This is a genomic window from Acetobacter malorum, from assembly GCF_001580615.1.
GTDB lineage: Bacteria > Pseudomonadota > Alphaproteobacteria > Acetobacterales > Acetobacteraceae > Acetobacter > Acetobacter malorum.
In genome coordinates, this window is record NZ_LHZC01000053.1 from 103,249 (window position 1) to 119,974 (window position 16,726).

A 16,726-nucleotide genomic window follows, 5' to 3' on the forward strand; every position below is an offset into this window, starting at 1 on the left:
AAACGAACAACATGTGCTTTCTGAATTTTTATTCTTGTATATCCCAGAAAATCAAAGACAGTCCGGTCAGCGGAGCAAAGCCTTATATCCCCTCTGTGAAAGACAGGCTTTTGCTGCGCATCCGATAATAATAAAATATAAGACATTTAATCATGACTATGGGTTTTGGTCGTGATAAGATCACCCAAGAAAAATCAATTTTCACTCGGATTAGAAATGACAATTTCATTTTCAGGCCAGTTTACTGCGCCGCCAGGGCCTTCAGGAGATAATCTCAAAACACTCGTGTGTGTGACCGTCGCACGCGCCTCTACCGCGTGGGCGCACAAAAGACTGGATCTCAGCCGCCTCTTCGGACGTCCAGCGAAGTGGCTCATTGAGAACTGCGAACCCCTGAAACACCGCTATCTTTCCGAATGGTCTAAGGGATATTTCTTTCCTATTGGAACTGCCCCATACGAAATCGCGGCCGCCACCCTCTCTGCTCTCCGCCCATCCGGCAAAGCGCAGGAAACAAAAGAAGGCACAGTCATCCACCCAGACGGTAATCTGTCTTTGACTAAAAATGGCGATGGGCACATCTGGATACCTTCCACTGGAGAATTAGAAGGGGAATGGGTGCGCATCTACTCGACCGAGAAAGCGACCCGGAACAGAACCCTTCTTAACAAATACGCAAACGGCAATCTGGTTCGGATCGGGGATTGCATCAAGCTGAAGCAGACCGCTGGCTGGCTCAACACTCTTGTAGCTCGCCCTCTCCGGGGGCAGATTATCCATGCAGCGAATGGCTCAGCTCTGATCCAGTGGGAGGGAGAAGAAAAGCAGCATTACCTGCTGGCCAGCATTTTCCCTTGTGAAGAACTTCTGCCTTTTGATGTCGTGGACACAAGCTTGCTCTCGCCAGCGCAGGTTCGGGTGTATGAAGGCATCGTCAGTGGAGAGTATTCGTTCGAGAAGCGCTGGCATAAAGAACGCCAGCTCATCATTCACGGTAAGACTGTGCCTCTCTCAATCCTTAATGCCCTCATGCACAAAAAACTTTTGCCGGATGACTTTGTCACGGAGGTATTCCGCTTCCCTGCGTCCGACGCAGCCAAGAGCGGAGCATGAAATGCATCGCGACATACCTCAGCACAAAACCGGTCCGGGCTTCATTTTGGAGGAAATCCTGATCGGGGCAGGTGCTCTCATGACCATTTTCGGCACACTGGGGGCTGCGCCGGTCTGCGCTATGGAAGCGACCTCCGTCGTCACCTCCCTGAACATCACGCCTCTGGATCCGCCCGAAACTCTGTTCCTATATGCCGGCCTCTTTCTTATCGTGGCGGGCGCCTTAATATCCGGAGCCGGATTTGTGATGACCTACCTTCCCACTGCGCTCGGCCCCAGACTGATTAGAGAACTGGATTGATAATGACACTGGATAATAAAAAACCTTTTGAGCCATCACCACTCCCCTTGGAAATGTTCATTCTGGCGGTCAAGGATATGGGCGTGGAACCCAGTTCGCAGACATCGCCCCCGATTGCATGCGGCACTTTACGCGGGTCAACTCCGACTTCAACATGCGCCGCATCGTGTGGTGGAGGGTGGGGATGCTGATGAATAAGCCAGAAGCAAAATCCGCACGACTGGACAAGAAGGCTGCTGTGGCGGAAATGAAGGCCAGCGCACCTGCTGTAGGCAGTGTTTGGAAGGCAGGTGACGGCCGCTTTTTGCGGGTAATCTCCGCCAAACTCTCCCCTTTCGCCAAGGGATACGGTCGTGCGCATATGCGCGTTCTTCCTCCTTTACGGCCAAGGCAGCGCACAGAAGCAAATATGGCCTTCTCACGTTTTGGATCATTCCTGACCCCCATTCCCTATGACAAGCTGGTCGAGCACGATCCCGGTCTCGGCGTTTATGATGCGATGCTTTTTCCCTTTATTTTCCGCTTCCTGAAAGGACGAAACCAAAAGGAAATGGCAGAAGAAGCCCAGAAAATGGGGGTCATTCTGCACTTCCATGCTGTTGGCGCTCCGGATGACGGCTCATATATCGGCAATACTGAACTTCGTGCGCTCACCCAAGAAGCTGAAGAGCCAGAGTGGAAGGAAGGCGGGATGTCTTGGATCGGTGCCTGGATGAACGAGGACAATGAAGTGACCAGTATCTACGCGCGGCCTGCTTCTCCGCTTGACTAAAAATCTATGCGAACACCGCCTTGCATTCGGACGCAGCTATCTTTGCGCCAGCCCTCCGTCTTACCCAATAAGCCCTAATCGCCCAGCCTTAATGGCGTCGAGTATTTCTGTTCCTGACTGGCGTGCGGACTAAGATTTCTATCCAGAAACGAAAAATGCTCAAGCATACAATTTCGAGTCTTTACATAATTACGCAATTTGCGTATAAACTATAGAAGGAAACGCGATTAAGAGATTTTGTGATGAAAACACCCACCCCAGATTTCAAGGCCAATTCCGTTGTCACCGTTAACTTCGACGGCGGGTCCAGCCTGACACTTATTGTCACTCAGGTTTCAAAGACCTCGGAGGGCGCAAGATTTTCCGGTTACGACCCCGTAAACGGCCATGACTATAAAAACATCGCTTACAACGCTGGGACAGCCAAGCACATCATAGTCAATCTTAAGGCTCAGGAAGCACTCCCCAAGCCCGGCACGTATGTCACCATAAATCAAGACGGCAAAACCATTCGCGGCGTGATCAAATCATTCCGTCGCGGAAAGTTTGACGTCCTTTATGAAGGCTTGGGGGCAACAGTCCCGGAGAAACGCGGACACATCACTGTTGCAGAGCACCCGTTCGATGACACTTCTGACAAAAACTCTGTCATGGCTGCATGGTCTGTGTCCAGCTATCGCGAGTTCTCCAGTCGCAGCAAAGAAACAGCGTGCTTCAACGCGAAGGTTGGCCGCGGTGGTAAGGTACTCCTTCATGTTGAAAATGACGGGAACGGGGGCTGCGACATGGTCACCCCCACGGGTCAAGGCACCCGCGCCGATATGGATCAGTTCCTTGAATCCTGCGCGCAATGGGCAGCAGACTACGGGGGCGAATATACGGCGCTGGAGCCTTACTCTCATTGGCTCGGATGGGAGCAGCTATATCGGCCATTCGGGCGCTCTGAAGCGGATTACTTCACAGAACTGAAAGAGTACGACGACGCGCTGCGCGCGGGCCTCTGATCTCATAACCCCGAACCCTTCTCCGCAGACAGCAAAGGATGCGAGCATGCCGGTATCAATCAAATCTCTGAACCCCGGTGAAGTTGTTTACAGCGTTACCAGACAGAAAATGGGGAATACCACGATCAGTCAAACTGTCGTGCACTCGGTGGTTATTGAGGCCGTCGATCTTCAGAAGGGCAAGGTCGTGGCCCGGTGGAACGGCAACCCGGCTAAATCCTTTTTCGCCCAGGACGGTAAGCTGCCGTGGCGGCGATCCAAGCCCAAGGAGAAGAAATAAGCCATGTCTCCGCAGAGACTTGCAATCTGCCTTGAGATCATGGGCTGGACGCTTCGCGTTCTGGCCCGAATGCTGAGGAAGAGCGAGGGCACAATTCGGCAGTGGAAGAATGGGTCTCTTCCTGTGCCGGAGGATGTGGCGGTATGGCTGGAAGGGCTGGTTGCATACATGGAAGCGAACCCTCCCCCTTCAACTGCAGATCTGAGGCGTAGAGCGACGTCCTGACTTCGGTGGGCGGACACTACGTACCATTCGTTCCGCCCATCCTGCCAGCCCGACTTTTAAACGAGGCCTGAATGCCTGATCCTGTCCCCGGCCTTCCACAATCTGCCCTGGCCGCTGAATTGGCGTTCGTGCCGGTATCATTCAACAGGACATCGGACAGGCATCCTACGCCCGGAGACCGCATCTCCCCCGATAGGTGGCTTAGGATCGCTCAGAAATATGGAGACAAGAGCCTCCACCGCCTGCCCCTCCGGATCGTGGGCAGGACCAGTTTCGAGCGCCTGTGCCGTGTGAAGGCATCATCAGTCTACATGATGGCCCCTGACGTCGAGAGGCTCTTCGAGAGTTCTCCCCCTCACCGGCTGATCGCCAAGATCATAAACAGCATCTGGCGGTGCTCTTACAGGTATCCGTCATGGAACGATATCGTTCACACATGGAATGGCCTGAGATCGTTCTCAATGGGGCTACGGGATTTCACGGTCACTGTTGACCACACGACCTCTTGCACCCCCCATGGGTGGGCCACCTATAGTGACACATATCTGGACGGGTGTCTGGCGTTCCTGATCCACTACAAGGGCCAGCACGTGCTGACTGTCAGCTTCTCGATTGCCAGCGGCCGCCGTCTTCTTCTCCGGCAGGTGCAGGCATGCTCTCCGTCTGGGAACCGTTGGCTCTACAAGCTCCCCTCCGGACATCTCGATTTCATCATCCAACGTATGCGTCAGGCATTCCCGAAGCTGACATTGCATATCGTCAGCGGGGAGGATCTGGTCAACAGAAGCCTCGCAAACTACCTGACCTCGCTAGAAAGAGAATCTCAGGCCCGGAAGCGTCATTATAGGGAAGAGTCTTTTGCCGCGATGCTGCGCGCATCAGAGAAGATCAAAACACTTAACAGGGACAAAGACAGGGTCGTCAGGTTCTATGGTACGGCGGCCAAAAGTGCTTCATCCGGCCGACCGGTGAAGATCCAGGGCCTGCGACACTACAGGCTTGAACACTCCCCTCCCTAAAGGCATACCTCTGCTAAATCTTGCCGTCACAGCCCAGAGACACACCATCTTCCCAAACATTCAAGCCGTTGATTAAGGTCTCACCTGTATTGACATGCGTAATCGCAATACGGTCCCCTACATGCAAATTTTTGAAGATGTCAGCCGGGATGTCAGTGCTACCATGTGAGCCATTCTTATTTGTGTAGTCCACATAACTTCTTTCAGTCATCTTTTGTTTATTAGGCCAGAAGTCATTTCTCTCGTCTGATTTCACCGCCCACAGCTTCGCCACATAAACGCATTCCGAAGATGGCCTTTGTTTTTGCTCGGCATTAAACGCCAGCACTTCTTTTTCAATTTTGGCACGATAGTGGTTAGGGTAAATAGTCCACACTAACGGTGCATAAATAGAAAGCATGGCCCAACCAAGGAGAAACAGTTTTCCTTTAGGCAATCTCGCAAGGGCGGTGCGCGGGACCAACCAATCATAAAGAACTGTGACCAAGAAAAGGAAGACGGCGATAATCATAAAATCATGATATCCACTTAGACTTCCATCGTGAGTGATCTTGAGCATTTCGTCAGTCCTGGGGGGCGTATCCTGGATGGCGGGCACATGCTCCAAGCGTGAAGATTGTGCCATTTCGCTGATGGTTTTCTGGAATATTTCGCCTCGGCACACTAGCCGCGTTTATGGAGACGATCCAGATCAAAAAGATAATCCTTATGATAGACCATTAACTCGTTGATATATCATGATTTAGTAACTGCAGCCTCAGATATTGCCGGTCAGGAACTAAATCCTTCTATTACAGACACTTAGATACAATCCGGGCATGGCGGCCGTACCGTGTCGAGTAACAGCGCTCTGAAATGTGCCGATTATACTGGTTTTTCACCTTGCCCCCTGTAACTCCGACGTGGATGGAGATATGATCATCCCATTGTATTAACCTCGCTGGGACAATCCATGTTTACCATTGTGGCTGTGTTATTTGGGCTTTTGGGAATTGGCCATCTTTTCATGGCAATTGTTTTTAAAAGACCCAGATACCTTTTGCGGGCAGCTTTTTTCCTTGCCGGGGCATTTTTTTCAATCTGGGCCTATGTTAATCCAGAATCCTTTCTTGCTTTTGTATCATCAATCACGAATTGGATTGATAAACATTAATGAGTTGTCTGTATGGAATTCTTGCCTGCAATGGGTCTTAATGGTTCGTCCAGAATACCTTTTCAATTGCCGGCGCAAGGTTAAAGCAAAACCCCGTCTCTCTTGTTCAACCGCCTTTAATGAGCAAATCTATGCATCCGATTATGACCTGTATTTCTGGAGCCTTGGGACTAAGTGGGGTTGCCTTTGGCACCTTTTCCATCATGCGCAAGGAGGAGGTTGATCCAATTCCTGTGGTATTCACCTTTCTCGGCGGATGTATCTATTTAGTGGTATTCTTTCGTGGCATTGGTGCTATTTAATCCAAAGCCAGGTTGATTTTTAAATCACTCATCATGATCTGGATTGATGGCCATTAATCTATCTTTTCCATCGGCTGGCAGATCATCTTGCTCAAAGCAGTGAGTCCCATGAGAATTAGAATAGGACGCCCCCATGGGTAAACGCTCCCGTCGCCGATCACATCACGTGAAATTCCCCCGGAGAAAGGTCCGAAGGAAAGCCATGCTGTTCTGCGAAAGGGCCGTGGAGGAATTCACGGAAGCGCATAATGTGCAGGCCTCAATCATGGTTCCATCGTGGGTCACTGATTTTCGCAGGACAGTCCCTCTTTGGATTTTTCGGAGACATATGCGCGTTTTTCGTCGCGGCGATCTTTATTGAGGTGTAAACTCTTTTGCAGTCACAGAGAGACTTTAATCCTAAAATTTTGAGAGAGACTCATGGCTAAAAATTTCGCTGTCGGAGACCTTGTTTCCTGGGTAAGCAGCGGCATCCGAAAAGAAGGCTTTGTCCTTCACGTCCTGCCGCCCGGCGCATTGCCGTCTGAATTTGGAGACTTCCCTTCAATCGAGAGCGCCAGCCCGCGGGATCACGAGACTTACATCGTTGCCGCAAAGAAAGGCTCGGAGACTGGGAAGCGAAAAGCCACGAACTACTGGCCTCGCACGTCCCTCCTGCAGCCCCTTGAGAAGCTCTCCGTCCGCCTTTGGGGAGTTGATCGCCCCACAATCGCAACCGACCCTGAAAGCGCCCCTGCGGAGTTTGGGCAGGGGCAACTTGTGAAGTGGGTGAGTAGTTACACCCCCAAGAAAGGCACCATCGTGAAGATTGTGCCGGCAGGCACGCTTCCTCACGAAATCGATCCTGCCTACTCCTGCGTTGAAAGCTCCGGAGGGCAGGCCCTGGCACGCGATCATCAAAGCTATGTGGTCCTCGGGGCCAGAACGGACGGAAAAGGCAAAGAGAAGCTTTATTGGCCGAGAACGGCCCTTCTGCGTTCCGCCTGAACACGCAAGCCGACCACACCACCCGGAGAGTAACACCCTTGAAGAACACTTACGCAGCTATCATCGCCGCCGCCGCCACCGTATGCTCCTGGGCCTGCGTGTCTGTGGCCATCACCAATTTCCAAATGAATGGCCGGCTTGGCAGTATGCAAACGGAACTGGAGCAGATCCACCAGGACATCAGCGAACTGGAAAGGCAGAAGCGTGATGCAGTGGAGCTCTCTTCCTTGGCAGGCCCCTCCTCTATCGATGTGGGTGCCAGCAACCACGCACTCCCCCCTAATGCAGAGGGGAATGAAGATCCTGTGAAGTCCTTTCTCATTCGCAAGAATGATCCTTCCCGCCACGAAACCGGTCTGATGCATACAGATCTCAGCGTTGAGGGGGTGCCTCCTGCTAAGCCAGGCGCAGGAGACAAGACCTCCGGGTGCGGGATCAACACGCCAATAAGCTGCAGGCAATGGTAGCCTTTCCCGACCCTTCGCGGCACGCGAACTAACTTGTGAGTGACCACCACACAATGACCGAAGAACATTTCCTGCAAGAAAAAGGCCGGGACAAAGAACTGGTTCTGCTTTCTGACGCACCGGCAGACAACAGTGCGGAAAGAGCATCAGGCATTCGCGACCATCTTGTTCTGATCCAGTCCCAGCATGAGGACTTCCCCGCTGCTGCTCGGGCGCTGGCCAATGCAAATGTGAAGGTGAGTGTCATCTTCGTTGGAAGGACGCCGGCCGAAGACCTGATTTACACCGACATACTCGCCCGGCCGCCGTCCTCACACGAAGGCGTTCTTTACGGGGATCTTCCGGATGATGCCCCTCTCAAAAGAAATCTCCAGAGCAGCGATCTGGAACGCTATAGACAGCAGCGCTCAGCCATCGATCAGTTTGATCCGGCCAGCGCAGAAATGTCCCTATTGCGACGAGCGGCCCTGCAGGAGTTTAAGCAAAGGGGAAGAGTGGTCGCGTTCGATGAGGAAACGCTCTCGGGCTGCATCCCTCCGTATGCTCCGCTTATCGTATCACCTGAACTGAGGACCCAGAGGAATTACACTCTCCCCTGGGAAAAGAAATCTGGTGGCAGCCGGGCACGCAAGCGCAAGAGACGATCTTAATCTGTCCAGCAGACAGCAGACGTGAGGGCGAAAGACCTTGACGATGAAGGGATGAAATGGTGCGCAATAAATTTTTCATGAATTGCAGGAAAACGGCGTACGAAATAGCTCTGTTTTCCATGGTTTCCTTCATTTTCTTCTTCGTGGAATTCAATCTTTTCGGCTTATTGCCATACTGGTTCCGGATTTGTTTGCAGCCCCTGTCTGTCGTATTGCTGGCGGCGACCTTGTTTCTTGTCTTCGCTTACTTCGGAGCCGATGACGCAGATTAGGAATATAGGAATAGCGCATCCCAATACCTGTCTGGTGAGGAGACGATCTGGCCGAAAGCATGATTTTGACATTCCATGATCAATAAAAATTGGAACGGGGAGCGCAAAGCTACCTCGACCCGTGGTGATTCCATGTTGCCTCAGAGAACCCTTCAGTTGGATGATTGCCGACTGGAGGGTTTTTTGCTGCCCGCAGTCCATCGCCATTTTCTGGCAAAGCCTCTCGTTCTTCCGAAGTATGACCCCACAGCCAATTTGCCTTGGATCACATCATGGATAAATGTAAATTACTAAAAAGTTATATTGCGCGTTTTTGTCCTTGGTGGTAGATTAGTCCTTAGAAATTACATTGATATTTCAGGGACAAATCATGTCAGGCTCAACAGGCGTTGCTCTTCCTCCAAACCTTTATGCTCTCCTTGAAGAGCGTAATAATTATCTTGCCCGGATGGAGGCCATGGCGTCAGAAATGACTGAGTCTGAAAACAGCTTCCTTTTCTCCATTTTTTCAGAAGGTGGCATCAAAAAAAATCAAGGGCGCTATGCCGTAAATGCTGCAGATTTCTTTGATGTTCCGGATGCCGCGAAGCGCCTTGACGCACGCATGTGGAAGCGTGCTGTCGATTTGTCACAGGTCATGGAATACATGCCGCTGGCAGAGCGGCGTAAGTGGAGCAGTGATATCCACGAATGCAAGACGCCGGAATTCACGGAAGAGCACGTTATTCCGACCCTGAAGGACTACATTGCGCGACGTTATGAAATGATTGCTCAGATGGTTGACGGCATCTTCAGCGGCCTTTCAGACGAGCATCTGACGAATGTGCCGCAAGGTTTCGGTCGGCGCATGATTTTGTCCGGCATTCAGGACCATAGCCTTGTGGGCAATGCAGGCCACATCCATGACCTTCGCCGGGTTATCGCAATGCTGTCAGAGCGCCCGGCGCCTTCTGAGCAAAGCTCCTTCACGACCCTGTCCAGAATTCCAAGGGATGGGAAATGGCATGATATGGATGGTCGGGCAATTCAAATTCGCCGGTATCTTAAAGGAACTGCGCACCTGCAGATCCATCCAGACATGGCCTGGCAACTCAATAAAATTCTGGCCACCCTTCATCCGAGCGCAATCCCGGCCAAATTCCGCACACAGTCAAAATCCAATACATCCGCCAAGACGAAAAAGGCTCCCACGCTGATTTTGCGCCCGATCCCGTTCGAGGTTCTGCAAATTCTCGCCAACTTACGTGACGTCAGAACGACACCATTCATCGCCAACTACGGCGAACGCATCATCCAGCCGGTCACGACCAACCGTAACAGCGTCGAACTGGAATCCTATTACACCAAAGATAGCGGCGTGACGGCAGAGGCCTGCTCCATCCTTGAGCGTATCGGTGGGACACGCAACCAAAAATCCCGCACAGTTTATGAGTTCAACTACCCTCCTAAGGACGTCATTAACGAAATCGTAATTTCAGGCGTTCTCCCTGATGAAAAGTCTCACCAGTTTTGCCCGACAGGAAAAGACATCGCAGAGAAAGCAGCCTCTCTGCTGGACGTTCATCCGGGTATGACGGTTCTTGAACCCTCCGCGGGCACAGGCAATCTGGTCGATGCGCTGGGCGGCTATCTTGACGATCTGAGCGCCGTCCAGTGTGTCGAGGTGAGCGAGTTGCATGGGAAGGTTCTGGAGAGCAAGGGCCTGAAGGCGGAGGTTGCAGACTTCATGAGCTGGGCGTCAAAGGCCCGGAACGCTCAGCGCACCTTCGACCGGGTAATCATGAACCCTCCGTTCTGCAATCGTCAGTGGCGTGATCATCTTGTCGAAGCCGCAACCCTTGTCGCGCCGGGCGGCCGCCTCGTGGCCATCCTGCCCAGTTCCGTAGAAAATGGGTGGGAGCGGATTAAGGAACTGAGCGGATGGAAGGTTTCCTTCTACCGGCAGGAAATGGCTGACTTCGGGTATGCCAACGTCTACACCACGATCATCACCCTCGACCATCCTGTTGCGGCTCCCATGCAGACGCCGATGGCTGCCTGATCCTCAAACGACGCTCGCCCCGGTCGTACGGGGGCGATAAATGAAAGACCACACTATGACCCAAAAACTTTTCCCGGAGATGGATCTGGAAACGCCCGGCGCAGTGGTTGCCCTGCATATCCTGGCCGGAATCGTCAAAAAATACCGGGATGAAGTGGATTATCAGCAGCGTGACAAGCTGGGGCTTATTCTTGTGAATGGACGGCCAGTTCCGAGCCTGTTCATTGAGCGGGTGTCCGGTGGCGTAGAGGGGCATTGCGCACGTGATTATCTGACCGAAATCGAAGCAGAACCTCCGTCCAGGCCTCGCGCTGTCTTCGACTTCCTTAAGCTTGTGGCTCCGGAGACAAGCTTCATCGCTTACGACGACATCCTCTCGTCCTACCAGACGACCTCGCGGGTAAAAGACGGATTTTATGGGAGCCGCACGGAATATGAGATCCTCTACCTTCCCCTGTCGATCTTTCTGGCAAAACTGGCCAAACATAACGTCGACGCCCTGAGTGCGTATGAGGTCATGTGCGCGCGCGGACAGATCAAATACAGCGGGCCAGCCATTGGACTTGACGATTTCACCGGTATTGTTCGCAATGCACTGGGAGAACTGAAGGCGAGAAGCCCTGCGGAATGGAGCAAGGACCGCAAAGGCCCTCCCGGCGCCGAGATCCAAGCCTGGAGTAATGCAGAATGGGTTGGTCGCGCGACTACGGAAACGGAGGGCGTCGCTTTCCTCAGAGGCCAGATTGCTGGCATTCTCTTTCCGACAGACAAGATATCCGAGATGCCGCTTGGCGATCTTTTCTGCGAGATTTTGAAGAAAACCCAGCCGACGCGGGATTACTCCGTCGATGGCGTTTCTGCGTTTGCGAAGCCAATGAACACGGTTCAGCCCTCCAAAGGCGGGGACATCAAGCAAGACTATCTTGATATCCAGACGCTGTATGTCGCGTTCTTGGGTCGGGATTGGGTGCCGGTTCCCACCCTGGAGTTTTAACCCGGTGAGTAATCTCCCGCAGCCCACAATTCATGTGGTTGTCGGGTTGCCGGGCAGCGGCAAGTCGGCCATGGCCCAGTCTATGGTTGAAGATCCGAAGCGAAAGCGTCCGGCCATCCTCGTGAACGAGCCAAAATTCACAGACGATATCCCGGCAGACTGGCCGGATGATATCGTTCTGGCAGACTCTCGGCTTTGCTGCCCCCTCTACCGGGCCAGCATGACCTCTTTCCTGGCAAGGGAGTTGCCTAAGCATGAAGTGCGGTGGATCTGGTTCAGGAATGAGCCGAACGCCTGTCGCGCGAACCTTGCTCTTCGCAACGCATCGGAGGCGGTCGTTAGGGACATCGACACCCTCAAGTGGGAATATGAGGTTCCTGAAGGCGTCGATGCTTTGCCAGTATGGAGACCAGACCAGCCTTGACACCATCTCCCGGACGGATGGGACCTTGCGGCGCATCTGGGTCGGCGTGTTTTCTGCACAATGTTTTTCGAGGATCTTGCTGCTTTTCCTCGCTGGACACTATCTCAGGAAGAGCCTAAAAATATGGTAGGATCTTTGAAATTAAAAAAGCATTTTGAAACGATCGTTTCCCGAAAGAGTGTTCCCCACGTGTGCGGGGATTAACCGGGACGAAAACAAGGGGCGGCAGCGGCTACACTGTGTTCCCCACGTGTGCGGGGATCAACCGGTGGAACGCAGGCCATGTACGGTCACGACCTTGCGCTACCCGCGTGTGCGGGGATGAACCGTTCAAAGTGCAAAACTTGCGGATAATATACCGGTGTACCCCACGGGAGTGGGGATGAACCGTCAGTCAGGCAAATCAACCGCACTCTATGCTGGTGTTCCCCGTCCGTCAGGCCGGGGATGAGCCGCAAATGCAAAAGCCGCAACGCTTTTGTTTGTGCTTCCCCTGCGTATTCGGTAATAAGCCGCATTCGCAGGAGGTAGTTGTCTAGGTTTAGACGTGTTCCCCGCGCGTGCGGGGATTAGCCGAGGCTGGATGGTTCCGGACCGGCTTACGCGCACTGTTCCCCGTGCGTCAGGTCGGGGATAAGCTCAAAGCGTGTTTGATGGAAAATCTCGACAAAAAAAGCCGCCCTCAAAGGGGGCGACTTTCGCTTGCGCAGGTCATGAATTTCGGAAGGAAGGCCTCAGGAGTTCCGGCGCGTTTCGATGTAGTCGATGACATTCTGAACGGTGGTCATTTTTTCGGCTGCGTCTTCAGGGATTTCGATGTTGAACGCCTCCTCAAACGCCATGACCATTTCGACGATGTCCAGGCTGTCAGCGTTCAGGTCTTCAACAAACCGGGATTCTGGCTTGACCTTATCCGTGTCAAAGCCAAGGTTCTCGCCTACAATTTTCCGAATTTTATCAGCAGTTTCGCTCATCATTACATCCAAACAGGTCTGAACGCCAATGGCGCCGACACTTGATAAGAAAAAAGCCCAAGGAGAGTTTATCGCCGCTCTCCCTACAGGAACCGGCTTTCGTTAGCATGGGGAAGACGAAGATGCCAAGGATAAGAAAGAAATTCGAATAAAAAGAAGGTTTCCGGCATGGATTTTACGCTTCTAACATCCTAATATTTTATGACAATCCATACGCCGACAGGCGCGAACGATGAGAGACGTGATGTATCCACATAAGTCCTTGCCTTGGCTTAAACTGCCCCATGAAGTCACCCTAATCATGTCGAGTAAGGAAACCTCCCCTCCTGAGCTCACGACGAGCTGCTTCGCATTGGTTTTTGATCGGAAAAGGCGTGGCATTTGGTTAGCTCAGAACCGCCGCCGCGGGCTAGAAATTCCCGGAGGGCACGTCGAGGCGGGAGAAACGCCTGAGAAAGCCGTCAGGAGGGAGAATTTTGAGGAATGTGGGATCACGATCAAAAACGTCGTTCCTGTAGCCCACCAGAAGATTACTTTGCTGGCGCCGCCTCCGGGAGAATGGAAGTACCCTGCTCCAGTCAGCTATATGCAGTTTTTCGTTGCCGAAATTGACTCGCAAATCCCCTTCAATGAGACAGATGAATGTCTGCCCCCGGTGTTCATGCCCTTCCCGCAGCATCCAGAGGGGAAAACATCAATTTTCCGCCGCGCATTCGAGCGTAAAGAGCAGAAGCTTTTGCGACAGTGGATCGAGAAGAAACATCGGGAAGGCAGCACTGACTGGTTTATTCTGAATCAAATCACAGACAATCTTGCCTTAGTGCCCGACTCAAACTCTATTTCCCTGAAACACGAAGAACACAGGGAAGTTTAATAATGGTCATCATACTCGTTCAAGGCCTCACGTGGGGAACCTCTGCTTTGTCCTTGTTCATGCTGAGTTTCTTTATGGCTCCCGCAGGGCAATATATTTTGACGCCCAGCTACAAGAGAAATGTAAAGTTAGTATGTGGGTTAGCTATCGCTCTAACCAGCGTCTGTTTGTACCACTACTGCACTCACAGGCTAGATGCCTATCCAAATCTTTCAGGTTCTCCTTCTCACGATCCTCGTGGATAGCGATACCTGCGCGCAGCGGTGGCAAATAAAGAAAAGGTAAGAAAATATGACTGTGATTGAGTTTTGGGTGGTGTTTGTGGCTTTGGCGTTAATCGCCGTAGCCATCTCCATCAGATTCAGGAAACACAAATATGCCGGACTGGCCGTTGCCGTGCTGTTAATCGCAGATCTTTGGCTTGTCATCGTGCAGGCCCCCCCAGTATTCCATGGGTGAATTCAAGCTTTACCCGCGGGAGGATAGGAATGCTCACCCCCCCATAGAGGCAGAAAGGCCTATATAATGGGAGAAGGATTATCAGCAATCTATAATATTGGCTCTGTCGATCTACTAATATCCGCGCTTCTACTTCCTCTTATGATGTATATAATCGCATCTGGCAAAGACGCTTACGGCTATCTGTTGATTGCAGCACTTCTTGCAGCAAATTATGTTCATTTTTCTACGAAAACCCCGGAGCATGCAGGACCACCTTCCTACGACCTCTGCCTCGAAGGTGACGCTTGTTCTGGTCCATGAATCTGCGACCAATTCACTAAAGCCGCTCCCACCTGAACATTGACATTCTCCCCGCCCTGAAGGACGGGGCATTACGGCACATCAGGTAAAATCCTGAGCTGCTACACGGCCGGCACGTCGGAACTTGCAGGCCCGAATGCGGGTTAGGGAGCCGTTTTTTGAACTATCAAGTCGATGACGTCCTGAACGGTTGACAGAGCAATGAGGACGCGCGCCGAATCAGCCAGGGTAATATCAATCCCAAAATGATCCTCCAGTGAGAATCCCAGATCGAGCAGCGCGTCGCTGTTCATGCCGAGATCATTTGAAAGCGATGATTCCCGAGAAATACTCTCTTCTTTTCTTGATGTTTCTTCGGCGATAATGCGCATAACCTGGCGGGCTACATCAATCATAATAAACAGTCCTTAGTCATATCATTCTCATGGATAGTTTACCTTTTCCACGGCTAGAGGAAAGGTCTAATGCTTATTGTTAATCGCAGATCTGCCTGATCGGCAGTGCATGATATCCTGAATTTTCTCGGATAAACCACCATTGCGGCGGTGACAGAGATTTGAACCATTCTCTACGTTAATCGGCCTGAGCGGCCGTCTGACCTGTCGCAAGAGCATCAGGTCCTGATATGGGGGATTGTCCATCGACTAATCTACCTGAGGCCCCAAAGCCTTCGGCAGTTACAGCGGAACGATCTCGCGTTCTTCCCTCTCTTTCCTTAGCCTTTCCAGAAGCGTCCTTTCAGCTTTATTGGCCGGCATTTGCAGAACGCAGCTTTTGAGCTCCTGCTCCAGCAAAAACCGGACAGACACTCTCTCCTCATTTTTCGGCATTGGCGCTCCAATCACTCAAGATACATAAAACCATTTCTGAATTTTGCGAAGTCACAAACATGGACTAATCATTCATTGCGCTCTAAAAGGTCAGCCACACGCTGAGAGCGTGCAAACACTGCCTCGCACGCAGATCAGACAATGTCCTTACCAATCGTCCTTAGCTCCACTGCCATCATCGCAGATTACCAAATATCGAACTTCACCTGAAACTGCCGGACAGGCAGCTCTAAAAAGCATGCGGCGTAAAATTTCTCACTGCCTTATCGACAGATAATCAAGTGTCGGGTTTCATTTTGCAAACTGCCCAAGGCAGTGGATGGCAACCAGCGAGTTCATAATACAAACTGCCTGACCGGCAGGAAGTAGCAAGCTACAGCGTGAGAAATCTTAAAAGCTGCCCATGGCAGTGGCGGATACCTATCACGGCGACAGAAAATAGCAACCAGGAGGCAGCCCCCCCGAAACTGGAGGGGGATGACATCATCCCCCTCCCCAAGCCTGCGCCTCAGGCCTTCCGTGTGTCGATCAGAACCTTGGACTGAGAGTCCCGCCACTTGCTGACGCCTGCACCGCCCTTAATCTCCGAATATTTTTCGGCCAGCGCATTATAGAACCCCTCCGTGGTATGCTCACATCCTGCGCCCAGGATCAGCTTTTCAAGGAAGTCGTTATCCTCTTCCCCCGGCGCCCATTCCTTGATGTAGCCACCATCCTTCACCTTGTAGCCATTATCATAACGGAAGAGGTTGAGAGAGGACTTGCCAGCATACCAGGCGTACAGGTCCGCATTAGTCTTGCCGCAAAGAACCGCCAGCTCCTGAATCACCACGCCCATATCCAGGAGATTCTGCTCGACACGGTAGTCACCAGTGGAGCGGCAGGCCATTTCCACGGAATTTTTGGCGGCAATCTCGATCAGAAGATCGATCATGTTGTTGATCAGATCTTTCCCAGAGCTATTCTTCTTGAGCCGCTGGATACTGTGCCCGGTCACTTCCGTCGCGGAGGCCCCGTCTTCCCAGCCCTTCTTGCCGGTCTGGAGGATCGCGCTCAGCCAGAAATGCTGAATATCGACAAGCTCCATAAAGGCGCGATTGATAAACGCTTCGTTGTTCCGCCACCACGTCCAGCCAACATGGTTCTGCATTTCTGCAGCTTCCTGGAAAATGGCGCGAGACCAGTTGTTATGGTTTTCGCGCCAGTCGACCCCATCATTCTTGTTGGCGCGTGCATTAAGCACGTCCTGAATTGGCGCGAAGGTTTGGAAATTGTGCGTCAA

Annotated in this window: 19 protein-coding genes; 15 read left to right on the plus strand and 4 right to left on the minus strand. The window is 52.2% G+C overall.

All coding sequences use genetic code 11. The features are described from left to right. The first annotated feature begins 171 nt into the window (after window positions 1-171). The 7 genes from AD930_RS11150 to AD930_RS11180 all read left to right on the plus strand — a co-directional run bounded on the left by AD930_RS11150 (window position 172) and on the right by AD930_RS11180 (window position 4,714). A complete protein-coding gene (locus AD930_RS11150) occupies window positions 172-1,113 on the plus strand; it encodes a hypothetical protein (protein WP_156477008.1) in 942 nt (313 codons plus the stop codon). A gap of 1 nt (window position 1,114) precedes the next feature. Beyond that, window positions 1,115-1,414, plus strand: coding sequence for a hypothetical protein (locus AD930_RS11155; protein WP_061506306.1), 300 nt, complete (start codon window positions 1,115-1,117; stop codon window positions 1,412-1,414). A 190-nt stretch (window positions 1,415-1,604) separates the two neighbouring features. Further along, window positions 1,605-2,186, plus strand: a complete 582-nt coding sequence (locus tag AD930_RS11160) for a hypothetical protein (protein ID WP_156477009.1) — start codon at window positions 1,605-1,607, stop codon at window positions 2,184-2,186. 242 nt (window positions 2,187-2,428) lie between these two features. Beyond that, the gene (locus tag AD930_RS11165) at window positions 2,429-3,190 is read left to right on the plus strand and encodes a hypothetical protein (RefSeq protein WP_061506308.1); all 762 of its coding nucleotides are present in this window, start codon (window positions 2,429-2,431) and stop codon (window positions 3,188-3,190) included. Between the two features lie 46 nt (window positions 3,191-3,236). Then, the gene (locus AD930_RS11170) at window positions 3,237-3,470 is read left to right on the plus strand and encodes a hypothetical protein (RefSeq protein WP_061506309.1); all 234 of its coding nucleotides are present in this window, start codon (window positions 3,237-3,239) and stop codon (window positions 3,468-3,470) included. Between the two features lie 3 nt (window positions 3,471-3,473). Next, window positions 3,474-3,695 (plus strand): helix-turn-helix domain-containing protein, encoded by a 222-nt coding sequence (locus AD930_RS11175; RefSeq protein WP_061506310.1) that lies wholly within the window; start codon window positions 3,474-3,476, stop codon window positions 3,693-3,695. A gap of 71 nt (window positions 3,696-3,766) precedes the next feature. Next, window positions 3,767-4,714 carry a hypothetical protein gene (locus tag AD930_RS11180; RefSeq protein WP_061506311.1) on the plus strand — a complete coding sequence of 316 codons (948 nt, stop codon included), beginning with the start codon at window positions 3,767-3,769 and terminating at the stop codon, window positions 4,712-4,714. A gap of 13 nt (window positions 4,715-4,727) precedes the next feature. Here AD930_RS11180 and AD930_RS11185 read toward each other — a convergent pair whose 3' ends face one another. Next, window positions 4,728-5,273, minus strand: coding sequence for a hypothetical protein (locus tag AD930_RS11185; protein WP_156477010.1), 546 nt, complete (start codon window positions 5,271-5,273; stop codon window positions 4,728-4,730). A gap of 1,316 nt (window positions 5,274-6,589) precedes the next feature. Between AD930_RS11185 and AD930_RS11200 the strand changes: the two genes are divergently transcribed. The 6 genes from AD930_RS11200 to AD930_RS11230 all read left to right on the plus strand — a co-directional run bounded on the left by AD930_RS11200 (window position 6,590) and on the right by AD930_RS11230 (window position 12,004). Further along, window positions 6,590-7,156: a hypothetical protein gene (locus AD930_RS11200; RefSeq protein ID WP_061506315.1), complete on the plus strand. Its 567-nt coding sequence runs from the start codon at window positions 6,590-6,592 to the stop codon at window positions 7,154-7,156. 38 nt (window positions 7,157-7,194) lie between these two features. Beyond that, window positions 7,195-7,623, plus strand: coding sequence for a hypothetical protein (locus tag AD930_RS11205; protein WP_061506316.1), 429 nt, complete (start codon window positions 7,195-7,197; stop codon window positions 7,621-7,623). A gap of 53 nt (window positions 7,624-7,676) precedes the next feature. Then, window positions 7,677-8,273 carry a hypothetical protein gene (locus AD930_RS11210; protein WP_061506317.1) on the plus strand — a complete coding sequence of 199 codons (597 nt, stop codon included), beginning with the start codon at window positions 7,677-7,679 and terminating at the stop codon, window positions 8,271-8,273. A 642-nt stretch (window positions 8,274-8,915) separates the two neighbouring features. Continuing rightward, window positions 8,916-10,586 (plus strand): class I SAM-dependent methyltransferase, encoded by a 1,671-nt coding sequence (locus AD930_RS11220; protein WP_061506319.1) that lies wholly within the window; start codon window positions 8,916-8,918, stop codon window positions 10,584-10,586. A gap of 55 nt (window positions 10,587-10,641) precedes the next feature. Next, window positions 10,642-11,580 (plus strand): hypothetical protein, encoded by a 939-nt coding sequence (locus tag AD930_RS11225; protein WP_061506320.1) that lies wholly within the window; start codon window positions 10,642-10,644, stop codon window positions 11,578-11,580. A gap of 4 nt (window positions 11,581-11,584) precedes the next feature. After that, window positions 11,585-12,004: an ATP-binding protein gene (locus AD930_RS11230; RefSeq protein WP_156477011.1), complete on the plus strand. Its 420-nt coding sequence runs from the start codon at window positions 11,585-11,587 to the stop codon at window positions 12,002-12,004. Between the two features lie 734 nt (window positions 12,005-12,738). Here the strand turns inward: AD930_RS11230 and acpP are convergent. Then, complete coding sequence (gene acpP, locus AD930_RS11235) at window positions 12,739-12,978, minus strand: acyl carrier protein (RefSeq protein ID WP_061506418.1); 240 nt, start codon at window positions 12,976-12,978, stop codon at window positions 12,739-12,741. Between the two features lie 232 nt (window positions 12,979-13,210). On the opposite strand from acpP, the gene AD930_RS11240 reads away from it, so the two are divergent. Further along, window positions 13,211-13,852, plus strand: a complete 642-nt coding sequence (locus AD930_RS11240) for an NUDIX hydrolase (RefSeq protein WP_061506322.1) — start codon at window positions 13,211-13,213, stop codon at window positions 13,850-13,852. A gap of 291 nt (window positions 13,853-14,143) precedes the next feature. Next, entirely contained in the window at window positions 14,144-14,311 is a 168-nt protein-coding gene (locus tag AD930_RS17875; RefSeq protein WP_156477012.1) for a hypothetical protein, read from the plus strand. A gap of 446 nt (window positions 14,312-14,757) precedes the next feature. On the opposite strand, the gene AD930_RS11245 is transcribed toward AD930_RS17875, so the two are convergent. After that, window positions 14,758-15,009, minus strand: coding sequence for an acyl carrier protein (locus tag AD930_RS11245; protein ID WP_061506323.1), 252 nt, complete (start codon window positions 15,007-15,009; stop codon window positions 14,758-14,760). Window positions 15,010-15,952: 943 nt separating this feature from the next. Then, a complete protein-coding gene (locus AD930_RS11250; RefSeq protein ID WP_167375181.1) occupies window positions 15,953-16,726 on the minus strand; it encodes a dUTP diphosphatase in 774 nt (257 codons plus the stop codon).

Excerpts from the sequence above, each read along its gene's own strand:
- AD930_RS17875 (WP_156477012.1), top strand. The coding sequence starts at position 14,144 with ATGACTGTGATTGAGTTTTGGGTGGTGTTTGTGGCTTTGGCGTTAATC.
- AD930_RS11175 (WP_061506310.1), top strand. The coding sequence starts at position 3,474 with ATGTCTCCGCAGAGACTTGCAATCTGCCTTGAGATCATGGGCTGGACG.
- AD930_RS11210 (WP_061506317.1), top strand. The coding sequence starts at position 7,677 with ATGACCGAAGAACATTTCCTGCAAGAAAAAGGCCGGGACAAAGAACTG.
- AD930_RS11245 (WP_061506323.1), bottom strand. The coding sequence starts at position 15,009 with ATGATTGATGTAGCCCGCCAGGTTATGCGCATTATCGCCGAAGAAACA.
- AD930_RS11220 (WP_061506319.1), top strand. The coding sequence starts at position 8,916 with ATGTCAGGCTCAACAGGCGTTGCTCTTCCTCCAAACCTTTATGCTCTC.
- AD930_RS11170 (WP_061506309.1), top strand. The coding sequence starts at position 3,237 with ATGCCGGTATCAATCAAATCTCTGAACCCCGGTGAAGTTGTTTACAGC.
- AD930_RS11160 (WP_156477009.1), top strand. The coding sequence starts at position 1,605 with ATGAATAAGCCAGAAGCAAAATCCGCACGACTGGACAAGAAGGCTGCT.
- AD930_RS11180 (WP_061506311.1), top strand. The coding sequence starts at position 3,767 with ATGCCTGATCCTGTCCCCGGCCTTCCACAATCTGCCCTGGCCGCTGAA.
- AD930_RS11155 (WP_061506306.1), top strand. The coding sequence starts at position 1,115 with ATGCATCGCGACATACCTCAGCACAAAACCGGTCCGGGCTTCATTTTG.
- AD930_RS11225 (WP_061506320.1), top strand. The coding sequence starts at position 10,642 with ATGACCCAAAAACTTTTCCCGGAGATGGATCTGGAAACGCCCGGCGCA.
- AD930_RS11240 (WP_061506322.1), top strand. The coding sequence starts at position 13,211 with ATGAGAGACGTGATGTATCCACATAAGTCCTTGCCTTGGCTTAAACTG.
- AD930_RS11165 (WP_061506308.1), top strand. The coding sequence starts at position 2,429 with ATGAAAACACCCACCCCAGATTTCAAGGCCAATTCCGTTGTCACCGTT.
- AD930_RS11200 (WP_061506315.1), top strand. The coding sequence starts at position 6,590 with ATGGCTAAAAATTTCGCTGTCGGAGACCTTGTTTCCTGGGTAAGCAGC.
- acpP (WP_061506418.1), bottom strand. The coding sequence starts at position 12,978 with ATGAGCGAAACTGCTGATAAAATTCGGAAAATTGTAGGCGAGAACCTT.
- AD930_RS11185 (WP_156477010.1), bottom strand. The coding sequence starts at position 5,273 with ATGCTCAAGATCACTCACGATGGAAGTCTAAGTGGATATCATGATTTT.